The sequence below is a fragment of the Lysinibacillus sp. NPDC097162 genome, assembly GCF_044762185.1.
Classification (GTDB): Bacteria; Bacillota; Bacilli; order Bacillales_A; family Planococcaceae; genus Lysinibacillus.
Map to the genome: position 1 here is coordinate 2,330,219 of NZ_JBIWDT010000001.1, position 21,117 is coordinate 2,351,335.

The 21,117-nt window shown below is 38.4% G+C and carries 19 protein-coding genes and 1 other annotated feature; of the genes, 2 read left to right on the top strand and 17 right to left on the bottom strand.

All coding sequences use genetic code 11. The annotated features are described in order from the left end of the window. Nucleotides 1–40: 40 nt before the first annotated feature. The 6 genes from ACIQXW_RS11895 to ACIQXW_RS11920 all read right to left on the bottom strand — a co-directional run bounded on the left by ACIQXW_RS11895 (nt 41) and on the right by ACIQXW_RS11920 (nt 6,727). Entirely contained in the window at nt 41–262 is a 222-nt protein-coding gene (locus tag ACIQXW_RS11895) for a DUF2642 domain-containing protein (protein WP_402762302.1), read from the bottom strand. Between the two features lie 71 nt (nt 263–333). Next, entirely contained in the window at nt 334–774 is a 441-nt protein-coding gene (gene dtd / locus ACIQXW_RS11900; RefSeq protein WP_401018019.1) for a D-aminoacyl-tRNA deacylase, read from the bottom strand. 83 nt (nt 775–857) lie between these two features. Beyond that, the gene (locus ACIQXW_RS11905) at nt 858–3,053 is read right to left on the bottom strand and encodes a RelA/SpoT family protein (protein ID WP_340823458.1); all 2,196 of its coding nucleotides are present in this window, start codon (nt 3,051–3,053) and stop codon (nt 858–860) included. Nucleotides 3,054–3,259: 206 nt separating this feature from the next. Then, nucleotides 3,260–4,174, bottom strand: coding sequence for a pseudouridine-5'-phosphate glycosidase (locus ACIQXW_RS11910; RefSeq protein WP_340823457.1), 915 nt, complete (start codon nt 4,172–4,174; stop codon nt 3,260–3,262). A gap of 3 nt (nt 4,175–4,177) precedes the next feature. After that, entirely contained in the window at nt 4,178–5,269 is a 1,092-nt protein-coding gene (locus ACIQXW_RS11915) for a carbohydrate kinase (RefSeq protein ID WP_340823456.1), read from the bottom strand. A gap of 201 nt (nt 5,270–5,470) precedes the next feature. Further along, nucleotides 5,471–6,727 carry an MFS transporter gene (locus ACIQXW_RS11920; RefSeq protein WP_401018025.1) on the bottom strand — a complete coding sequence of 419 codons (1,257 nt, stop codon included), beginning with the start codon at nt 6,725–6,727 and terminating at the stop codon, nt 5,471–5,473. 189 nt (nt 6,728–6,916) lie between these two features. On the opposite strand from ACIQXW_RS11920, the gene ACIQXW_RS11925 reads away from it, so the two are divergent. Further along, nucleotides 6,917–7,369: a MarR family winged helix-turn-helix transcriptional regulator gene (locus ACIQXW_RS11925; protein WP_402762308.1), complete on the top strand. Its 453-nt coding sequence runs from the start codon at nt 6,917–6,919 to the stop codon at nt 7,367–7,369. 77 nt (nt 7,370–7,446) lie between these two features. On the opposite strand, the gene ACIQXW_RS11930 is transcribed toward ACIQXW_RS11925, so the two are convergent. The 9 genes from ACIQXW_RS11930 to ACIQXW_RS11970 form a co-directional block, all read right to left on the bottom strand. Next, nucleotides 7,447–7,959 carry an adenine phosphoribosyltransferase gene (locus ACIQXW_RS11930; RefSeq protein ID WP_340823452.1) on the bottom strand — a complete coding sequence of 171 codons (513 nt, stop codon included), beginning with the start codon at nt 7,957–7,959 and terminating at the stop codon, nt 7,447–7,449. Nucleotides 7,960–7,973: 14 nt separating this feature from the next. Next, nucleotides 7,974–10,313 (bottom strand): single-stranded-DNA-specific exonuclease RecJ, encoded by a 2,340-nt coding sequence (gene recJ / locus ACIQXW_RS11935; protein WP_402762512.1) that lies wholly within the window; start codon nt 10,311–10,313, stop codon nt 7,974–7,976. Between the two features lie 316 nt (nt 10,314–10,629). After that, a complete protein-coding gene (trpA, locus tag ACIQXW_RS11940) occupies nt 10,630–11,412 on the bottom strand; it encodes a tryptophan synthase subunit alpha (protein ID WP_402762311.1) in 783 nt (260 codons plus the stop codon). Then, nucleotides 11,412–12,620: a tryptophan synthase subunit beta gene (trpB, locus tag ACIQXW_RS11945; RefSeq protein WP_401018033.1), complete on the bottom strand. Its 1,209-nt coding sequence runs from the start codon at nt 12,618–12,620 to the stop codon at nt 11,412–11,414. The genes trpA and trpB overlap by 1 nt, the downstream gene beginning before the upstream one ends. After that, nucleotides 12,598–13,233: a phosphoribosylanthranilate isomerase gene (locus ACIQXW_RS11950; protein WP_402762315.1), complete on the bottom strand. Its 636-nt coding sequence runs from the start codon at nt 13,231–13,233 to the stop codon at nt 12,598–12,600. The genes trpB and ACIQXW_RS11950 overlap by 23 nt, the downstream gene beginning before the upstream one ends. Continuing rightward, nucleotides 13,230–14,021 carry an indole-3-glycerol phosphate synthase TrpC gene (gene trpC, locus ACIQXW_RS11955; RefSeq protein ID WP_402762318.1) on the bottom strand — a complete coding sequence of 264 codons (792 nt, stop codon included), beginning with the start codon at nt 14,019–14,021 and terminating at the stop codon, nt 13,230–13,232. The genes ACIQXW_RS11950 and trpC overlap by 4 nt, the downstream gene beginning before the upstream one ends. Next, the gene (trpD, locus tag ACIQXW_RS11960) at nt 14,018–15,049 is read right to left on the bottom strand and encodes an anthranilate phosphoribosyltransferase (protein WP_340826448.1); all 1,032 of its coding nucleotides are present in this window, start codon (nt 15,047–15,049) and stop codon (nt 14,018–14,020) included. The genes trpC and trpD overlap by 4 nt, the downstream gene beginning before the upstream one ends. Continuing rightward, the gene (locus ACIQXW_RS11965) at nt 15,049–16,422 is read right to left on the bottom strand and encodes a chorismate-binding protein (RefSeq protein WP_402762323.1); all 1,374 of its coding nucleotides are present in this window, start codon (nt 16,420–16,422) and stop codon (nt 15,049–15,051) included. Before ACIQXW_RS11965 ends, trpD begins: the two co-directional genes overlap by 1 nt. Before the next feature lie 102 nt (nt 16,423–16,524). Beyond that, nucleotides 16,525–16,839: a binding site (T-box leader), on the bottom strand. A 147-nt stretch (nt 16,840–16,986) separates the two neighbouring features. Then, nucleotides 16,987–17,175, bottom strand: a complete 189-nt coding sequence (locus ACIQXW_RS11970) for a hypothetical protein (protein ID WP_340823441.1) — start codon at nt 17,173–17,175, stop codon at nt 16,987–16,989. A gap of 103 nt (nt 17,176–17,278) precedes the next feature. Here ACIQXW_RS11970 and ACIQXW_RS11975 point away from each other — a divergent pair, with 103 nt between their 5' ends. Then, a complete protein-coding gene (locus ACIQXW_RS11975; RefSeq protein ID WP_402762326.1) occupies nt 17,279–17,689 on the top strand; it encodes a hypothetical protein in 411 nt (136 codons plus the stop codon). Nucleotides 17,690–18,120: 431 nt separating this feature from the next. Here the strand turns inward: ACIQXW_RS11975 and secDF are convergent, their stop codons facing one another. Both secDF and ACIQXW_RS11985 read right to left on the bottom strand, forming a co-directional pair. Continuing rightward, on the bottom strand, nt 18,121–20,388 hold the full coding sequence (gene secDF / locus ACIQXW_RS11980; RefSeq protein ID WP_402762329.1) for a protein translocase subunit SecDF: 2,268 nt from the start codon (nt 20,386–20,388) through the stop codon (nt 18,121–18,123). Between the two features lie 355 nt (nt 20,389–20,743). Then, nucleotides 20,744–21,082, bottom strand: coding sequence for a post-transcriptional regulator (locus ACIQXW_RS11985; RefSeq protein WP_340823434.1), 339 nt, complete (start codon nt 21,080–21,082; stop codon nt 20,744–20,746). Nucleotides 21,083–21,117 lie beyond the last annotated feature (35 nt).

Genomic DNA, 21,117 nt, shown 5'->3' on the forward strand with positions numbered 1-21,117 from the left:
AGAACCTTCATTTTCTTATAATTTTAGAAAATGAAGGTTTTTATATGTTTGTGTTTATTTTGTCCAATGTAACCCATATAATTTCCTCCATACGAATAAAGAAAGGTGTATGATCAAACTCGATAACGATATGGTCAGGTAATACAGAGGTTAAAATACCTTGTTGGATACTTTTCTCTGTTTGCACTACAATTATTTGGCTAATCATCAACTTAAGTGTTTCATATAAATAAGGATTGGATATCCTTCCTATTTGCGTCATCGACGATACACTTCCTTCCTACAAATTTGCCATTCTTTTTAGTATATGTAGGAGTGATAGAAAATGTACCTCTATTTTGACTCAAGTAGGATCGTGACTGGACCATCATTCGTCAATGCAACGTCCATCATAGCACCGAAAATACCGGTCTCTACTTGTAAGCCGTATCCACGTAAAGCATCATTAAAAGCCTCCCACAACGGTGCAGCTATTTCCGGTCTTGCTGCACTTGTAAAGCTCGGACGATTGCCCTTTTTTGTATCTCCATACAATGTAAATTGAGATACAGATAGGATTGCGCCACCATGCTCTAAAATGGAATGATTCATTTTCCCTTCACTATCTTCCCATAAGCGTAGATTTGCAATTTTTTTTGCTAGATATGCGACGTCTTCTGCTGTATCCTCATGTGTAATACCAACGAGAAGCACATAGCCTTTATCAATAGCACCTGTAACTTCCCCTTGTACCGTTACAGATGCGGCCTTACTACGCTGTAAAACTACTTTCATAATGTTTAACCCCTCAATCTATCAAAATCCGTTCCATCTGTCGTTTAAACTGAAGTGCCCTTACCGTATGAATACTAGTGCATCTAATTAATCACACGTTGCACAGAGTAAATATCCGGTGTTTGTTTAATGCGTTCAACAACCTTATGCAAATGTGAAATATTTGAAATAGAAATTGTTAGGTGGATGGTCGCAATTTTATCACGATCAGCGCGGCCACTCACAGCTAAAATATTCGTTTTTGTTTCGCTAACGATTTGCATGACTTCATTTAATATTCCAGGTCTATCAAAGGCAGAAACCTCGATGTCGACAGGATACTCTTTTTTCTCTGGTGTAAGCCCATGCTCCCATTCAACTTCGATTATACGCTCCTGCTCATCCTCTATTTGGATATTAGGACAATCCGCACGGTGTACTGATACGCCTCGACCTTTTGTAATAAAGCCGACGATGTCATCACCAGGAACAGGTGTACAGCAACGTGATAGTCGAATAAGCATATTATCAATGCCTTTTACAATAACGCCTGACTCTGTACGCTTTTGTGGAATCGGATTTTTCATTTTTTGTTCGATTTTTTCAAGTGCTTCTTCTTGCTCACGCTCTTTACGGCGTTTTTCGGCTAAACGATTTACAACTTGTTGTGCTGTAATACCATTCATACCAACAGCCGCATATAAATCTTCTTCATTCGTGTAATTAAATTTATCACAAACACGTTTTAAGTTTTCCGATGACATTGTTTCTTTCATGTCAAAATCTTGTGAGCGTATTTCTTTTTCAATCATCTCTTTACCTTTGATGATATTTTCCTCACGCAGATGACGCTTGAAAAATTGCTTAATCTTATTTTTTGCTTGTGATGATTGCGCAATTTTAAGCCAGTCACGACTCGGACCAAATGATTGCTTCGATGTTAAAATTTCAATGATGTCACCTGTTTTTAATGGTGTATCAAGCGGTACCATCTTACCATTAATTTTAGCTCCGATTGTACGATTGCCGACTTCTGAATGCACACGGTATGCGAAATCGATAGGTACAGAACCAGCAGGCAATTCAATAACATCCCCTTCAGGTGTAAATACGTACACCATATCAGAGAATAAGTCGAATTTTAATGACTCCATAAACTCTTCTGCGTTAGAAGATTCATTTTGGAATTCTAAAATTTCTCTAAACCACGTTAATTTTTGATCGACATTTTGTTTTTCAATATCAATCTTTTTACCTTCTTTATATGCCCAGTGAGCTGCGATCCCGTACTCTGCAATTTTATGCATTTCTTTTGTACGGATTTGAACTTCTAGTGGGTCGCCATAAGGCCCAATAACGGTCGTATGCAATGATTGATATAAATTTTGCTTTGGCATTGCAATATAATCTTTAAAACGTCCAGGCATCGGTTTCCATAAAGTATGGACTATTCCTAACACTGCATAGCAATCTTTTATGCTATCAACAAGTACACGAATCGCTAATAAATCATAAATTTCATTAAATTGCTTTTTTTGTAGCACCATTTTACGATAAATGCTGTAAATATGCTTTGGACGACCATAAACATCCGCATCAATTTCGACATCAGAAAGTTGAGATTTCATTTCCCCCATGACATTGTCTAAATAAGCCTCACGTTCATCTCGTTTCTTCTTCATCAGACTGACAATACGATAATATTGCTGTGGATTTAAATATCGAAGTGCAGTATCCTCCAGCTCCCATTTTACTGTCGAAATCCCTAGACGATGTGCAAGTGGTGCAAAAATTTCAAGCGTTTCTTTCGAAATACGACGTTGTTTTTCAGCAGGTAAATGCTTTAACGTGCGCATATTATGCAGACGGTCAGCAAGCTTAATCAAGATGACGCGAATATCTTGAGCCATTGCTACAAACATTTTGCGGTGATTCTCCGCCTGTTGTGCTTCTTTCGATAAATATTTTATTTTCCCAAGCTTCGTTACTCCGTCAACAAGTACCGCAACTTCCTCGCCAAATTCACGGACTAAATCATCTCGTGTAAATTCAGTATCTTCAACAACATCGTGTAAAAAGCCTGCTGCCACAGTTTCTGGATCCATTTGTAATTCAGCTAAAATACCGGCAACTTGCACTGGGTGAATAATATACGGTTCACCAGAGCTACGGAATTGCTCAATATGCGCATCTCTTGCCAATTCATATGCTTTTTTCACGAATGCGACATTTTCCTCATTCATGTAGGATTTGACTAAATCAAAAACGTCCTCAGGAGTCAAAATTTGCTCTTTCGCCATAACATGTCCACCTTGCTCGTCAAATTTTTCAGATTAGATATAAACTTAATTGTATAAAAAATAGAGGTCGATTGTAAAGGGACTGTGTCATATAGTTTAGATAATATCGTGAACACTTTGTATTAATGGGTAAAAAATACATTATTATAGATAAAAAGACCCTTTACGAGGCAAGTGAGCTTCGCAAAGAGTCTATAATTTACTAGTTAGTTTGCTTTGTTGTAGGCAACAGCAATTTTCGCACCAACTACTGCATTGTTTTTCACTAATGCGATGTTTGCATCAAGGCTCTTACCTTCAGTTAATTCTTTTACTTTGCCAAGTAAGAATGGTGTTACATTTTTACCTTGAATACCATTTTCTTCGGCTTCTTGTAACGCTTTTTCGATAATGCTAGTGATGAATTCATGCTCAAGTGCCTCTGCTTCTGGAATAGGGTTTGCAATAACCGCTCCACCTCGTAAGCCTAAATCCCATTTAGCACGTAACATTGCTGCTACTTCTTCTGGTGTATCAAGCTTAAAGTTTACATCAAATCCACTTTGGCGTGTGTAGAATGCAGGAAGCTCTGGAGTGCCATAACCTACAACAGGTACACCTTTTGTTTCAAGATATTCTAGTGTTAAACCGATATCTAAAATAGATTTAGCACCTGCACAAATTACAGCTACATTTGTTTGTGCTAATTCTTCTAAGTCAGCTGAAATATCCATTGTTGTTTCAGCACCGCGGTGCACACCACCGATACCACCTGTAACGAAAATTTCAATGCCGGCAAGCTCAGCACAAATCATTGTTGCAGCAACTGTTGTCGCGCCTAATTTTTTCGTAGCTAATAAATAGCCTAGGTCACGGCGAGAAGTTTTAGCAACACCTTGTGCATTCCCAAACATTTCAAGTTCTTCGTCAGATAAACCGATTTTAATTTTACCGTCAATTAGCGCAATCGTTGCAGGTACCGCACCGTTGTCACGAATAATTTGCTCTACTTCACGTGCTGTTTGTACGTTTTGAGGATATGGCATACCATGTGAGATGATTGTTGACTCTAATGCAACAATTGGTAGTCCTTTTGCTTGTCCAGCTTTTACTTCTTCTGATAATACGATGAATTCTTTCATGTGTTATTCCTCCATTTCACTTTTTAACAATTCTTCTGATAATTCAGGTCTTACTGTGTACGGGGATGCAAGTGTATTTTTAGCATTCGTTAAGCCTGCATCAATGCAAACCTCAAAGGATTGTCCCCTTAACCAACTATGGATGACAGCACTTACAAAAGCATCACCCGCGCCAGTTACATCTTCAATTTTAGTGATTTCTTTAGCAGCAAAATGACTTGGTGTACTAGTTGCAGATGCAGCATAGACACCTTTGCTACCTGCAGTAATAATGACATGCTCGGCCCCTAATTGAAGAAGCTTTTGAATAGCTTTTTCATAGTTTGCATCGTTTTCAATTTTATGACCAACGATTGTTTCTGCTTCATCTGTGTTACAAATAAACCATGTAACCCCTTGCAATGTATCTGGTAATCGATTCATTTTTGGCGAAGATACCGGTACAATGACAAACGGAATAGCTCGCGCAATCGCTACTTGTTGGATGTAAGCTACCGTTTCTTTCGGGCAGTTTAAATCCATAATAAAGCAGCCTGCATTCATTAGCATTGGCTCATATTTCTTCAATAAACTTGGCAATAATAAATCATAAACTTCCATGTTTGCAACAGCTAATGCAAGTTCACCTTGCTCGTCCATAATCGCAGTATAAGAACCAGTTGAAGCATCTGGTAACTGCTCGACATAGCGTAAATTCATAAATGATTCTGATGCTTCTTGGATTACTTGCCAATCCGCATCCTTTCCAGCTGTCGTGAGCAACGTCACCTCATGATTAAGTCGACCTAAATTTTCCGCAATATTTCGACCAACCCCACCTACACTGAATGAGGAGCTAGCAGGATTAGAAGTTCCTAATTGCACGGTCCCTCTTACATGAAATTTCCGATCGAGATTAGCTCCACCGATACAAATAATTTCATTTTCCTCAGGTAAAATATAAGCACGGCCAACAATTTTCCCTTGCTTCGTTAAGCTCGACACTAGGTTTGCAAGTACTGGACGGGACAGATTCATCTTATCTGCCATCTCTTGCTGAGACATAAACGGATTTTTACGAATTAAAGCCAGTACCGCTTGTTCTCTTTCATTCATAGCATCACCTTTTATTATATTTGTTTATATCATAAACTTTTGTTTGAACAAAGTCAAACATTTCTCTTATTTATGCATGCTTACAAGGTTTTACAACAAAAAAATAGCACGCTAGAATACTTCCTAGCATACTATTTGTACTTTTCATGTCGTTTATACTATTATGTTCAATCCGTTCTGTTCATTACTATAGAATTCGTTTTAATGTGCTAGTTTATTCGGAGATTGCTTTTTCACGACGATAACAAACAAGCTAGCTAAAACACATAATACACCAGCTAAGAAAAACGCCCATGTGTACGAGTTGAAAAATTTATAAATTAAACCTCCACCATATGCTGCTACTGCAGCACCTGCCTGATGGGATGCAAAAATCCAACCATAAATAATACCACTTTTTTGCGTGCCAAAAATTTGTCTTGAAATACTAACAGTTGGCGGTACAGTTGCAATCCAATCTAATCCATAGAACGCAGTAAAAATAATGAGCAATGTAAGAGAACCTTGCATTAATGCATACGGCAGTAACACGAGAGAAGCACCTCTTAAAAGATAATACCAAAATAGTAACCAACGATTATCGAAGCGATCAGATAACCAGCCTGATAATGTAGTTCCGACTAAGTTGAATATTCCCATGAACGATAGAAACGAAGCAGCCGTTACTAAAGGTACACCGAAACTAATACAATACGATACAAAATGCGTACCAATTAACCCGCTTGTTGATAATCCGCAAATAAAAAAACTACCTGCTAAAAGCCAAAATTCTTTCACTTTTATTGCAACGAATAAACCATTAAAAGCAATAATAATCGGGTTTTTCTTATTTTCTACTACACTTTCCGCTTTTTCTTCTTCAAGTCCATATGCAAGAAGCCCAACGTCCATCGGTTTATTTTTCATAAACAATAAAATAATGAAAAACATAATGGAGCTTAACACCATTATTAAAGCAATTGCCCATCGCCATGAAGAATTTTCAATAATCATTGCTAATATCGGGAGAAGAACTAATTGTCCTGTTGCCGTGCTGGCAGTTAATATTCCTAAAGCGAGCCCTCTTCTTTTTTCAAACCAATGATTTGCAACAAAAGGACTTAAAACGGTTAAAAAGAGGCTAGCCCCTAGACCAATAATAAAACCCCAAATAATAATTAATTGCCATGCTTGCTGCATTAATAATGTGAGCGATATGCCTATAATTAATATCGCCATAGCAGCTAGCATCATTTTCTTTAATCCCAGAACCTCGAGTAATGCCGCCATAAACGGACCGGAAATCCCGTATAAAAAAAGACTAATAGCAAAAGCCATTGCTATTACAGAACGATCCCACCCAAATTCATGTTCAAACGGGCCAATAAAAACACCTGATGAGGATAAGGTAATGCCAGCTACAATAATTGAAAAAAAAGTTATCATTAAAATAAACCAACTGTAATGAATACGTTTCATGATGCCACCTACATTTCCAGTAAAATGTAAAACGATTGTTTTTATATGAAAAAAATTTAGAAAACAGGTATACTAAAAATATATGTATATACATATATAATAATGACTCGCTATTTTAGATGTCAAGAAAATAATTCCATTTTAGTGGTACAATATAGTTTAACGAAAAACTTAAAAGGAGATCTAGTTATGGAGAAAAATTACACAGACATTGACTATACTCAAATTTGCGTTTGTGCGAATCTTAGAAAAAAGACTAGGGCCGTTACGCAGCTATATGATAAAGCTCTTGAACCTACTCATTTAAAAGTTACTCAATACTCGATGCTAGCAAATATTGCCCATCATAAAGCAGTTTCAGTTAGTCAATTGGGTGATATTCTATTACTTGATCAGACAACGATAACCCGTAATGTCAATCTATTGAAGAAAAATGGCTATGTGGATGTTACGCGTGATACACAAGATGGCCGAACAAAGATAATTTCTTTAACGGCTATAGGAATCGAAAAATTAAATGAAGCAATGCCAATTTGGATGGACATACAGGAAAAAATCATAGAGGATATTGGACTTGAAAAATATATAGACTTTTATGAAACGCTAAAAAAAATTCAAAAAGTAGTGAAATCCTACGACTAATTTGTCAGAATTGTTTGGGTGCCTGGCACTTTATAAAAAAAGGCTGTCCCAATATTCGGGACAGCCTTTTTCGTTTATTAATATTGAATTAATGTTTTCATGCTTAGATCGCCAAGTTTTGCACGACCGTTTAGTTCGATTAGCTCAATTAGGAATGCACAGCCAACAACTTCCCCACCTAATTGTTGAATTAGGCGAACAGTTGCCTCCACTGTACCACCAGTTGCAAGTAAATCGTCACAAATAAGCACTTTTTGACCTGGTTTGATGGCATCTTTATGCATTGTTAATGTATCTTTACCATATTCTAAACCGTAATCTGCACTAATTACTTCACGTGGCAATTTTCCTGGTTTACGAACTGGTGCAAAGCCAATTTCAAGCGCATAAGCAACTGGGCAGCCTATAATGAAACCACGAGCTTCAGGACCTACAATAATTTCTGCTCCAACTTCTTTAGCGTATTCAACGATTTGATCTGTTGCATATTTGTAAGCTGGACCGTTATCCATAATTGTTGTAATATCTTTGAAGCTAATGCCTTCTTTTGGCCAGTTCTCAACTGTTGTCACGTATTGCTTTAAATCCATAGTTCTTGCTCCTCCTACGAAATTGTATTCGTATATAAATTTAATCGTTCATCAAACCATTGCTTTAGCTCTATATATGGTGCATAGACAAGTTTTTGCTCTATTTCAATCTGTTCTGAACGTTGTTTGTAAGACGGCGCCTCAGTTAATGCCGTTTTCGGCGCATTCACGTTGACAGTCGTCAGTCCACTCTCCATTCTAACAAAATTGAGCTCAAAAAACACCTGTGTCATAAATTTTAATGCTTCTAACGGCCAACCCGTATGCTTTGCTAAATCCGTTAAATGCATATCTAATGGAAATGCAGGGCGTTGCTTTAGAAATTTATAGTACCAGGCAAATTGTTCACGTGTAGGCATTCCGTTGAAGTACTGGGAATCTGGCATATAAAAATGAGCATAAATACGGGAAGGTGCAGTTTTTTGTAATACATTTTCTAATAATTGAACGTTGTGTGGTAAATCGAGCAACACAATATAATTTGTTTGCTCTACATTAGTCAGCTCAGCATCAACTAATTGAATTGGCACATCTAGCAATGTGTGATAATAGCTCATCGTCTCAGGACGGAACGCATAAAAAATAGCTTCCTCTTTTGGCACTGTATGCAACCAACGAGATGTTTGACGAATTCCACGAATATCAAATAATTGCCACTCTGTCGTTTGAACATCCTCAATCATAAATTGTGGCTTTTTACGTCCTTGCCACTCATTAATTTGAAGATCGCCAATAAACGATACTTTAATGCCGTATGTCAGCTCATTATACAAATGCCCTTTATTAAAACCTACACTATCCAATTTCTCAAGGCCGTCGGTTAATTCCATTTTAATGTGATTTTCAGCAGCACCAATTTTACGCATCGATGCAATTTCCACATCTTCAAGTACATACACTGGTTTCTGGAAATCTGTGCCGAACGGGCCGAGCGTAGCAATTTCTTCTATGGCATCCGCAGAAATCTCATCAATTTTAAGCGGAATATCAATTGAAACAACGGGCGTTAATTGCTCTTCTGTTAAGCATTCTCTTGCTTGTACATCCAAACGCGCTCGAAGTTCATCTACATGCTCCAATGGTAACGTCATTCCCGCTGCCATCGGATGTCCGCCGAAATGTGGTAAAATATCTCTGTTTTTCGCCAATTCATTATATAAATGGAACCCTTCAATACTACGTGCAGACCCTTTTGCTGTCCCTTTCTCAAAGTCTAGTGACAGGACAATTGTTGGACGATAATAAAGTTCAACAAGTCTTGATGCTACAATACCTACAACGCCAGCATTCCAGCCTTCCCCTGCTACAACTAAAACAAGTGAATCCCCAATCTTTTCATCTGCTTCGATTAAGGCAATCGCCTCATCTGTAATACTTTTCACGATATCTTTACGTTCTGTATTACATCCATTTAGCTGTTTCGCTAGAGCTGTCGCCTTTGGTGCATCCTCTGCCATTAGTAACTCAACAGCTGGAGACGCTTCGCCAAGTCGCCCAACTGCATTTAAACGTGGCCCAAAATAAAAGCCAATCGTTTCTTCATTGATAGTGGCTTGCTCTGCACTTGCTACTTCGCACATTGCCTGTATCCACGGGCTAAGTGAACGTCTCATTTCCTCAATGCCACGTTTTACAAGATAACGGTTTTCGTCGACTAGTGGTACTAAATCGGCAACGGTACCAATTGCCACAAACTCAAATAAATGTGTTGGCAGCTCACCATATAGGGCATGCGCTAATTTAAATGCCACACCAACACCCGCCAGCTCACCAAACGGATAATGACCCTCAGGTACACGTGGATGTAAAATGATATCCGCTTGTGGTAACTCTTCTCCAGGCTCATGGTGATCTGTCACAATCACATCCATTCCAAGTTCCTTTGCCACTCGAATCGGTTCAATACCTGAGATACCATTATCCACCGTTAGTATTAATTGAATGCCCTCTTCATAGGCTTCACGAAATAACGCTTCGTTCGGACCATAGCCATGTAAAAAACGGTTAGGTATTTTAAAAGACACATCTGCTCCAAGGTCTTGTAATACATTGAGCATGACCGTCGTACTTGTCACACCATCGGCATCATAATCTCCGTAAACTAAAATTTTCTCATTATTTTCAAGCGCTTTCTGGATGCGCTCTACCGCTTCTGCCATACCATGCATTAAAAACGGATCATGTATATTTGCTTCTGTCATATTTAATAAGCTTTCTGCATCAGCTGATGTTGAACAGCCTCGGGCCACCAAAATTTTCGCCGCAATAGCAGAAAGTTGTAAGTCATTTTGTAATGTTTGTACAAGTTGTGCGTCTGGACGCTCGACCTGCCATCTTTTTTTCGATAAAATCATATTTCTCACTTCCTCACGAAGGCTATTATACCGAAAATCGAGCATGTTCGCACTATCCACTAGCTTACTAGATTTATCCTGATTTAATAGATTGTCTATTTTTTCGTTATTTCTAACATGCAAGACACTTTCCTTCCGCATATTAAAAAGCCTACTCTAAAAAAGAGTAGACTTCGGAGTGGACGGCGACAAATAAAGTGCCAGGCACTCAAACAATTTTAGTTGATTAGAGCGGAGGAAGCGACGAGTGCATCGCAACAGACCGTGCCCAAGCGATTGTTGCGGCTCACAAATGCCCAAGCGAAGTGCCAGGCACTCAAACAATTTCAATTCCTTTTGAGGCTGCGACTAATGCTTCGATTTTAGCAACATTTCCTTCATGCAAAGCCGCCACTATTGTACTGCCTACAATTACGCCATTGCCAAGGGCACCCATGCTCACCACTTGTTGAGGCGTTGAAATGCCAAAGCCAGCTAACACAGGTATGTGACTCATATTACGCAAACGTGTAAAATGACCTTCTAAATCATCTGCAAAGCTTGCACGAGCCCCAGTAATACCGTTCACAGTTACTGCATAAACGAAACCTTGACTAGCCGCTGCTATACGAGCAATTCGCTCTGGTGGGCTTGTTAACGATACAAGTTGCACAATGTCAACACCATGGGGATTTAAAGTTTGACGAAGTATTTCACTTTCCTCTAGTGGTACATCAGGAACGATTAACCCTTTTATCCCCCCTGCTTCACAAGCGATGGCAAATTGCTCTAAACCATAAGCTAAAACTGGATTAAAATATGTCATAACGGCTAATGGAACTGTAATCTCTTGACGGAATGAAGCAAGCGCTTCTAGAACTTTTCGCAATGTTACACCTTCTGCCAAAGCTCGTTCTCCTGCCTGCTCTATCGTAGGACCATCCGCAACAGGATCGGTAAAAGGAATACCCACTTCAATGGCTGTCACACCCATTTTTTGTAATGACAAAATAGTTGGCTTTAACGTTTCAAGCCCACCATCTCCTGCCATAATATAGGGCACAAATGCTTTATTACCAGCGTTGTTCACTTGATCAATTGCCTGCTGTAATGTTGTCATTATTTATCACCTCCAAGTACTGCACGAACAGTATGTACATCCTTATCACCGCGGCCTGATAAACAAACAACAATGATATCACCAGCATTCATTTCTTTTGCAAGCTTTGCTGTATACGCAATAGCATGTGCACTTTCCAGAGCCGGTAAAATACCTTCTGTGCGACTTAGTAATTGTAGACCTTCAAGCGCTTCATCATCTGTAATAGAATCAAAATTTGCGCGTCCAATATCATGCAAATAACAATGCTCTGGCCCCTTCCCAGGGTAATCAAGACCTGCTGAAATGGAATGTGCCTCCTGAACAAAACCATTGTCATCTTGAAGTAAATACATGTATGCTCCGTGAAGAACGCCTAACTGACCACCTGCAATGGCCGCAGCGTGTTTCCCTGTATCAATACCACTTCCAGCTGCTTCTACACCGTATAACGCTACCGATTCATCATCGACAAATGGATGGAACATGCCAATAGCATTACTGCCACCGCCTATACAAGCGACAACGGCATCTGGTAAACGTCCTTCTTTTGCAAGGACTTGTGCTCTTGTCTCCACACCAATGATACGTTGGAAATCACGCACTATTTTCGGGAAAGGATGAGGACCTAGAGCTGAGCCTAAAATATAATGTGTATCTTCGACATTCGTCACCCAGTAACGAAGAGCAGCATTAACTGCATCTTTTAGCGTTTTCGAACCTGTTTCAACAGACTCTACCTTTGTGCCAAGTAGCTCCATACGAAAAACATTTAATTGTTGTCGTTTGATATCTTCAGCACCCATAAAAACAACACATTCCAGATTTAACAATGCACAAGCAGTCGCTGTCGCTACTCCATGTTGTCCTGCTCCCGTTTCCGCCACTATTTTCTTTTTACCCATGCGCTTGGCAAGAAGCGCTTGACCAATAGCATTATTAATCTTATGAGCGCCTGTATGATTTAAATCTTCACGCTTCAAATAGATTTTGGCTCCACCAAGCTCTTTTGTTAAATTTTCAGCATAGTACAGCGGCGTCTCACGACCTACATATTCCTGTAAATAATAAGCTAGCTCGTTTGTGAATATTGGATCTGCCATCGCCTCATCAAAAGATGCTTCTAATTCTATTAATGCCGTCATTAATGTTTCTGGAACATACTGTCCGCCGAATTTCCCGTAGCGCCCTTCCTTCGTCGGTACACTATTTGCGATTGAATTTGTCATTATGCTCTCCCCCTCTTACTGCTTGTAAAAATGCTTCTATTTTTTTCGTGTCTTTGCTACCCTCTGTCTCAACACCGCTTGAAACATCTACCATAGAAGGTGATACAAGTGACAGCGCCTCTTGAATATTTTCTAACTTTAAGCCACCTGCTAGTATTAGCTTGTCACGTTGGATGCCGGCTGCCTCAAGTAATGTCCAATCAAACGTATGACCACTTCCGCCTTTATAATCCGTGCCAGGAGCGTCGAATAAATAATAGTCAACATCATAGTTGGTAGCCGCCTGCACATCCTCCTCGCAATGGACAGAAAGAGCCTTAATCGAAGGATAGCCTTGCTGAACAATAAAGGCCGGCGTTTCCTCGCCATGATACTGCACATAATCCAACGGCACACTCGAGACGGCCAGTTGTAATTCCTCAGGTGTTGGATTAACAAAAACACCTATTTTCATAATTCCTTCAGGTACATGCTGTGCCAATTGTTGCGCCTGTTCTATGGACACTTGGCGTTTACTTGGTGCAAAGACAAAACCGATGGCATCCGCTCCTGTTTGCACCGCCGCTTTCACATGCTGTACTTCTTTCAAACCGCAAATTTTTACTTTCGTCATACTGATGCACCCTCTTTATTTACTTGTAATTGTCGAAGTGCACTACCTGCATCGCCACTGCGCATTAATGATTCTCCTACAAGCACAGCACTTGCGCCCATTGCCGCAACCTTTTTAGCATCTTCATTGTGCCAAATGCCGCTTTCACTAATCAGCACCCGTTGCTCCTCAAATGGAAAAGCCTCTGCAATTTCTTTCGTACGTGCTAAATCTACTTCAAATGTGCGTAAATCTCGATTGTTGACACCAATTAACTTTGCACCTAGAGCTAGTGCTCGTTCAAGCTCTTCAACATCATGAACTTCTACTAGCACTTCTAGCCCCAAGCTTGTTGCAAAGCTAAATAATTCTTGTAACGTTACATCGTCAAGTGCTGCAACAATTAGTAAAATAATAGATGCCCCAGCAGCCTTGGCAAATCGAATTTGCACACGATCAATCATAAAATCTTTACAAAGTAATGGTGTTTGCACAGCTTTTGCAACTGCAGCCAAATCTTCAAACGAACCTTGAAAAAATGCTTTGTCAGTTAAGACCGAAATAGCTGCTGCACCTGCTTCAGCATAAATTTTCGCCTGTTTTACAGGATCAGCGCCTTGTGCAATAAGGCCCTTCGACGGAGAAGCACGTTTCATTTCCGCAATGACTTGCAAAGTGTCAGCAGTGTTTAACGTTACAAAAAGAGAGTTGCGCTTTATTTCGTTGAAATCGGTTAATGGATCTGGCTGTGTAAGTAAGTCGGCTACCTCTATTTTTTTCTGTTCTATAATTTTAGTTAATATATTCATTGCCCAATCTCCACCTCTTTAATTTGCTCACTATAAGCGGCTACTGCCTCTAATTTTTGTAATGCGCGTCCACTGATGATACTATCCCTAGCAATAGCCACACCTTCTTTGACGGTTTGCGCAATCCCATGGCCAAATAAACCAATTCCAGCGTTTAGCAATACCGTATCAAAATAAGCACTTTGTTCACCTGCCAGCAATTTGCGCATAATGGCTGCATTGTCGTTAGCATTGCCACCTCGAATCGCTTCTAAAGGTGCATAGTGAAGTCCTGCGTCCTCTGCTGTTAAGGCAAACGGAATCAAATCTCCCTTATCTACTAAGACAAATGTATTTTGACCAGCAAGTGAAGCTTCATCTAAACCCATTGGACCTGAAACAACTATCGCTCGCTCACGTCCGAGCATTTGTAAAACGGAAGCATATTCCATCACAAAGTTTGGTCGATTAATGCCAGTAAACTGAGTTGATAATGGGACTGGATTTGTCAGTGGCCCGACAAGATTAAAAATAGTTGGCTTTCCTAAGGCACGGCGCACCTCTCCGATACGCTTCAATTTTGGATGTACATTTGGAGCATATAAAAAAGCAATACCTTCTTTTTCTAAAAGCTCTACCGTTTGCTCAATAGAAATATTTGTATGAATACCTAATGCCTCTAACACATCCGCACTACCTGATGCAGATGAAATTTTACGATTACCATGCTTAGCCATTTTGACACCTGCCCCCGCTAATACAAAAGCCGATGCAGTACTAATATTAAATGTATTTAATCCATCACCACCTGTACCACAGTTATCCATATAGACACCTGCTTTAGCTGGTACTTCCAGTGCAAATGAACGCATAACCGTTGCTAATGCCGCCACTTCATGAGCCGTTTCACCCTTTGCCGATAAGCTTAATAAAAAATTAGCTATTTCTTCTTTCGGTGTAGTTTGTTGGAACATCCATTTGGCCGCTTCTATCATTTCCTCGTACATTAAATGTTGACGCTGCTGAACCTTTCTTTTTATCATTTCCATTATTTTATCTCACCTTCATTTTTCAAATGTTGTAAAAACGACTGTTCTTCCGCTGTTACTTGTTTCAGTACATTTTTCACATTTGAATATTTTGTTACCGTTATCGTGGATTGCATATGCATTGTTTCATTTTCAACAACAATTGACTTACCAGTTAATGCAAAATCTAAATGCCCATTAAATCCTATAAATCCTATAGCACCACCAAAAACACCTGCTGTTTGCGTTGTTTTTGCTATATTACTCTCGGTTTGTTGATCTGGGAAACATGTAGATGAAAATGGCGGTATTGTCGCAGCTAAGACGTCTATTGCATGTAGCATCGGTAATAGTTGCCCTTCTACATAGGATGTCATATGCAGCTTCTGCTTCGAACGTTCAATTCTCATCGCATCAATCACTTGAATAGAATCACGAAAACATACATTTGCTAGCTCTTGTTGTACAGCCGTAACAAGAACTGCATGCGATTTCCTCACTTCAGTATTTTCGTACAGCTTACGTTCATTTTCTCTATCTTCTAAGTTGGTTGTGCCGCGTGGAAAAGAGCCCTCCGTAGGTGTCGCAATAACGCGTTCACCCTTTACTTGAACCAAACTTTCAGGCGATGTTCCCATCACAATATGATCATCAAATGTTACATAATACATATATGGGGCAGGATTTTTCTTTCGTAATTGACGATATAATGCAAAGGCATCTCCATGCATAGTAGCTATAAAGTGTTTGGAAAGAATAACACGTGTATGCTCCTCGCTTAACGTCTCTGTTAAGTTTGTAACAGATGTTGCAAATTGTTTATCTGATAACGGCTTTAGCGCATGATAGCTCCATGTTGTATCTTCAACTTCTTTGCCTGTTAATAACTGCAGAGCCAATTCCTCTAAATTCGGCTCTTTATTTTCTGCATCGATGTTTGTATGGATCAATGTAACTTCATCCGTTAGGTGGTCAAAAACAACGATTGTTTCATAAACATGAAAATGTATATCTGGTCCCTCTAAAATTTCTTGATTTCTTGCTACATTGTTTGTAGCACCACTGCCAATATAACCTATTGCACCACCTGAAAATGGAAATTCAGTCGTATTCGAAATACGAGGCATCAAACGTTTCAACAATACGAAAATGTCGCCTTTATGTGTATACGTTTTTCCCGTTTTATAGGAGTATTCCGTAATCTCATCGCCTATACCTTTATATGTTTTTCGAGGATTGGCACCTATGAACGAATAGCGTCCTGCCCCTTCATGCTGTGCTGAACTTTCTAGCAAAAATTTATGTGTACCTTGCAAGCGTCTAAAAATTAATATTGGCGTTAACGAATCCCCATTTATTTTCTTTACCTTTGTTCTTGAACTGGTTGTTTGCATATCGACTAAACTCCTTTTAAACATTAATTTTACGTTTCTCGATTTAGCAAAAGCATAAAACAAAACAAAAAAAGCCCTCTGCAAAAAGGAATTTTCCTAATTACAGAGGACGATCATGACCGCGTTGCCACCTCATATTAGAGCTATAAAGCTCTCACTTATGTGCATCATTTTTACCTATAGCAAATAAAATCTATCGCAGTGTTTTTTGTGCGAAAGATTTATAGGCATATGTCTAATAAACAGTTGTGTAGTTAACTGTTTAAGATGAAGCACCCCCGATAACGTGGGGAATCCGTTTGCTATTTGCATAGCAACTCTCATAAGTCCATTCACATAAGCTACAAATCAGTTTTCACCAGCCACTGACTCTCTAGATTGCACACTTATGCTACTACTCTTATTCAACAATTTCTCAGCTATTCTCGTCTATGCTCTGCTCATCTGTTCTAGGCTGATCTCGCTCCCGAGACCTTCTACCGTATCCGAACGAAAAGTTAGCCTTATTCTATGCCACCCTACAATAATTGTCAACCAATTCTGATTAAAAGATTACAAAGTTGCTTATTTCTTTTGACATTTGTTAGGGACTTTCATTATTTTAAGCAGATAAAATAAACCAACGAACAAAAATATAACTCCTAAAAAATTCAATACAATATTTTTAAGTAATTCATCTTTTACTGTAATATTTAAAAAGAAAGAACCAACCAGCACAATAAACAAACTCAATACAATTTTCAGCAATTTCATTAAATTTCCCTCCTATAAAATCACTTGTTAGTTTAATTTATTTCCTTTTCTATATATAATTTATATATCATATTTATAGTCTTTTAAAGAAAGGAGTATAATCATGAAAAAATTTCTAAACCTTACAGCGTTAATACTACTAGTAATATTTACTCTCAATCTCCCCTCAGCTAATGCAGAAGTATCATCAAATAATAAAAGATTTATTTTAACTGACTCTGCAACAAAAGAAAGTTTCATCGTAACAATAAATACTGACAACGGCATAAAAACGGTGATTGTAGACGACGGAAACACGACTGAAAACATTGTCTACGATACTAAAAAAAATGAAATGTTTTTAAACGGTGAAAAACTTTCAGATGAAATAGTAAATTCTTTAAAAAAATTTGCTGAAATTGAAAATGAGCATACATCAATCAATAACCATCAATCTATTCACTTGCAAAACAATAATCCAACACCTTTATCAGTTGATCAAGGTGCTGGATTTGGTACAACATGGGTTTATTAATTTACAGATTATGGACAAATTAATGTATCTGGCTTAACTAAAGCTGCACTAATAGGTGTCCTCGCAGCCATACTTACAAAAAATGTAATAGTAGGTGTTCTAGCTTCTATAGCAACTGCCATTTTTTCTTCAGTCTCTTCTGAAAGAAGAAGTGTATATTATAAGCACATCAGATATACAAAACCACACGAACAGTTTCTCTTACTATATAAAAGATATAAAGAAGATGTATATTTTTACAAATACTCACAATATATAGGGCTAATAAGACATGAAACAATCTATCATTAACACAATAAAAGATTATTATTAGAAACACTAAAATTTTCAACAAAAATTCTCAATAATTAAGTTATTTGTAAAACACTAATCCTAACCATACAAAAAGAGCCATCTCAACATCAGTTGAGAATGGCTCTTTTAACTATTTATTAAACAGTAGGTTCGTCTGTTCCCCATTGTTTTTTCTCTTTTTTGTGTAATTGACCATCTGATTTTTTCATCTCACGCACTTTTAGTGAGTACCAGATTTGGGCTGCAATACAGATTGAAGAATACATACCTGTAATTAAACCAATTAATAACGCAATTGAGAACGTTTCAATTGACGGTGCACCGAAAATTAGGAGCGACACTACTACGATAATTACAGTTAATACCGTATTTACTGAACGTCCCATCGTTTGACGTAATGATTTATTAACAATGTTCGCCAAAACTTCTCTGTCTTTAATCGTATCATACTGCTCTAAGTTTTCACGCATGCGGTCAAATGTAACAATTGTATCGTTAATGGAGTAACCAACAATTGTCAGTACGGCTGCAATAAACGTAATGTCTACTTCTAAGCGCATAAAACTAAAGACAGCAATGATAAGGAATACGTCATGCAGAAGCGATACAATCGCGCCAATACCCATACGCCATTCAAATCGAATCGCTACATAAATAATGATTCCAAGAGCAGCAAGTGCTAATGCTTTAATAGCATTTTTCACGAGCTCTTTACCGATAGTTGGAGATACAGTACTTACTGCAGGCTCATGACCATAATTCTCGCCCACTACCTTCTTGAATTTTAAAACTTCACTTTGTGATAAGTCATCTTTATAACGGATAACCGCCATATTACTTTTCTCACCTGAAAGCACAATATCATCAGATGGGAAACCGATGCTAGCCACATATTTTGAAACTTCTTCTTTCGTTAATGTTTGATCCGCTTCAATTTGCGCTCGCGTACCACTTGAGAAGTCAATTCCAAGATTTAAGCGGAAAATTCCAAGAACGACAATCCCTGCAACAAAAATAGCTAAAGAGAGCGTATAGAATTTTTTACGGTTGTGTACAAAGTCAAAACGATCAAATTTCGTTGATAAATCTAATGTACCAATTTTTTCATCCAAGCTATGCTGTTTAGATCTTGGTATACCAAACCATGCTGGATTATTAAAGTAACCGCTGTTTACAAGTAATCCTAATAGCACACGAGAACCCCAAACAGCCGTTAAGAAGCTCAATAAGATACTAATGATTAATGTTGTTGCAAATCCTTTAACAGAGCTTGTACCGAAGTAGAATAATACACCTGCAGCTAATAATGTTGTAAGCTGCGCATCGACAATCGCTGATAAAGATTGTTTTGAACCAATCTGGAATGCTTGTTTTACCGAATAACCAACACGTAGCTCTTCCCGAATACGTTCTGCTGCCAAGATATTGGCATCTACTGCCATCCCTATTCCGAGCACGATAGCTGCAATACCTGGCAATGTTAACACGGCATTAATCCAGTCGAACACAACAAGTACTAGGAATGTGAAAACAGCAAGAGTAATAATCGAAATGAAACCAGGTAAACGGTAGTAGAATAGCATAAATAGGAATATAACTATTACGCCTACAATCCCTGCAAATACTGTACTTTTTAATGCTTGGTCACCGAATTGTGCACCAACTGATGTAGAGTAAATCTCATCAAGTTTCACAGGAAGTGCCCCTGCATTTAAAATACCTGCTAAATTTTTTGTTTCGTCAACTGTAAAGCTACCACTAATCATTACATCTGTAGTATTTAATGTTTGACTAACTGTTGCTGCAGAAGCATAGCGAGGTTTCGCTTTTTGTGATTCCGCTTTATAAGAATCGACGCCTTCTTCAAAGTCTAGCCATACAACAAGTAAATTTTGGCCTTGTGGTTTGGCAGCAATTTTACTCGTAATATCCGCAAATTTTTTCGCATCTTTTAACGTTAGCGAAACAATTGGACGGTTTTGTTGGTCAAAGGAAGCTGACGCACCATCAGCCTTTAAATCATCACCATCTAAAAGTAAATTATCATCGACATCACGGAATGTTAAATTCGCAGATGTAGATAGCATTTTACGAGCAGATTCTTGGTCTTCAACCCCCGCTAATTGCACGCGAATACGGTTTTTGTCTTCAACCTGTATGCTTGGTTCACTTACCCCAATTGCATTGACACGGTTACTAAGAGCTGTTGCCGTTGCGGTTACAACCTCAGGTGTGATTTTTTGTCCTTCTTTTAATTCGTTGACCTCATAAAGTACCTCAAACCCGCCTTGTAAATCAAGACCAAGCTTGATGTCCTTTAAGACGCCATCTACAGTCGTACCCATGGAAGCTGCAAATAGCACCAAAAGTAGCACGAATGCAACAATTCGACTTCTTAATTTCATCTATAAATCCTCCTCGAATTGGTGCAAGGGCATCCCTTACACTGCAAACAAGTATACTAGCAATACCTTTTGAAACCTGTATTCCTCCTTTTCCTTAGAATAATTGTAGCTCGTGCTTCAAAAGGGTTGCTTTACTTATTTTAATCGTTCAATAACGCGCAAATCCCGTACTAATAGAAGATGCGTCTCCCATTTCATTATGAATAGTAAGCGGAACATTTATGTAGGGAAATCAAAATTCCTTACAACTTTTTACAGCCTTTTTTTAATATGGCTTGTACAAAGTAAAAAAGCGCAACACACTCATTATGAAACACGTTGCGCTTGGTGTCAATTCAACACTGTATTATTCTTATTAATCTTTTACAGAACCGACATATTCTGCTTGTGTTTTCACCGGACCAAGCAATGATTTTAGTTCCTCTGTGTTTATTTCTGCAAACCAATCATCACTTTGTAAAAACTCTACTTGGTTGAATGAGACAATATCGGACGGTGATACTGCAAAAATAGTAGCAATAATTTCATATAAGCGCAATTGCTCTATATTTTTTTTCCGCCATTTTTTTTCTACGCAAAAACGCCATAATTCTTCTGCTGTAATCGCATCATAATTATAATACTTAAATTCTGCAATCTTACTATCAATTGCCGGACGAATTTTTTCAAATAGTTGTGCATGTTGCATACTCATTTTGAATCATCTCCAATCAAAGTTGTATCGTAAGA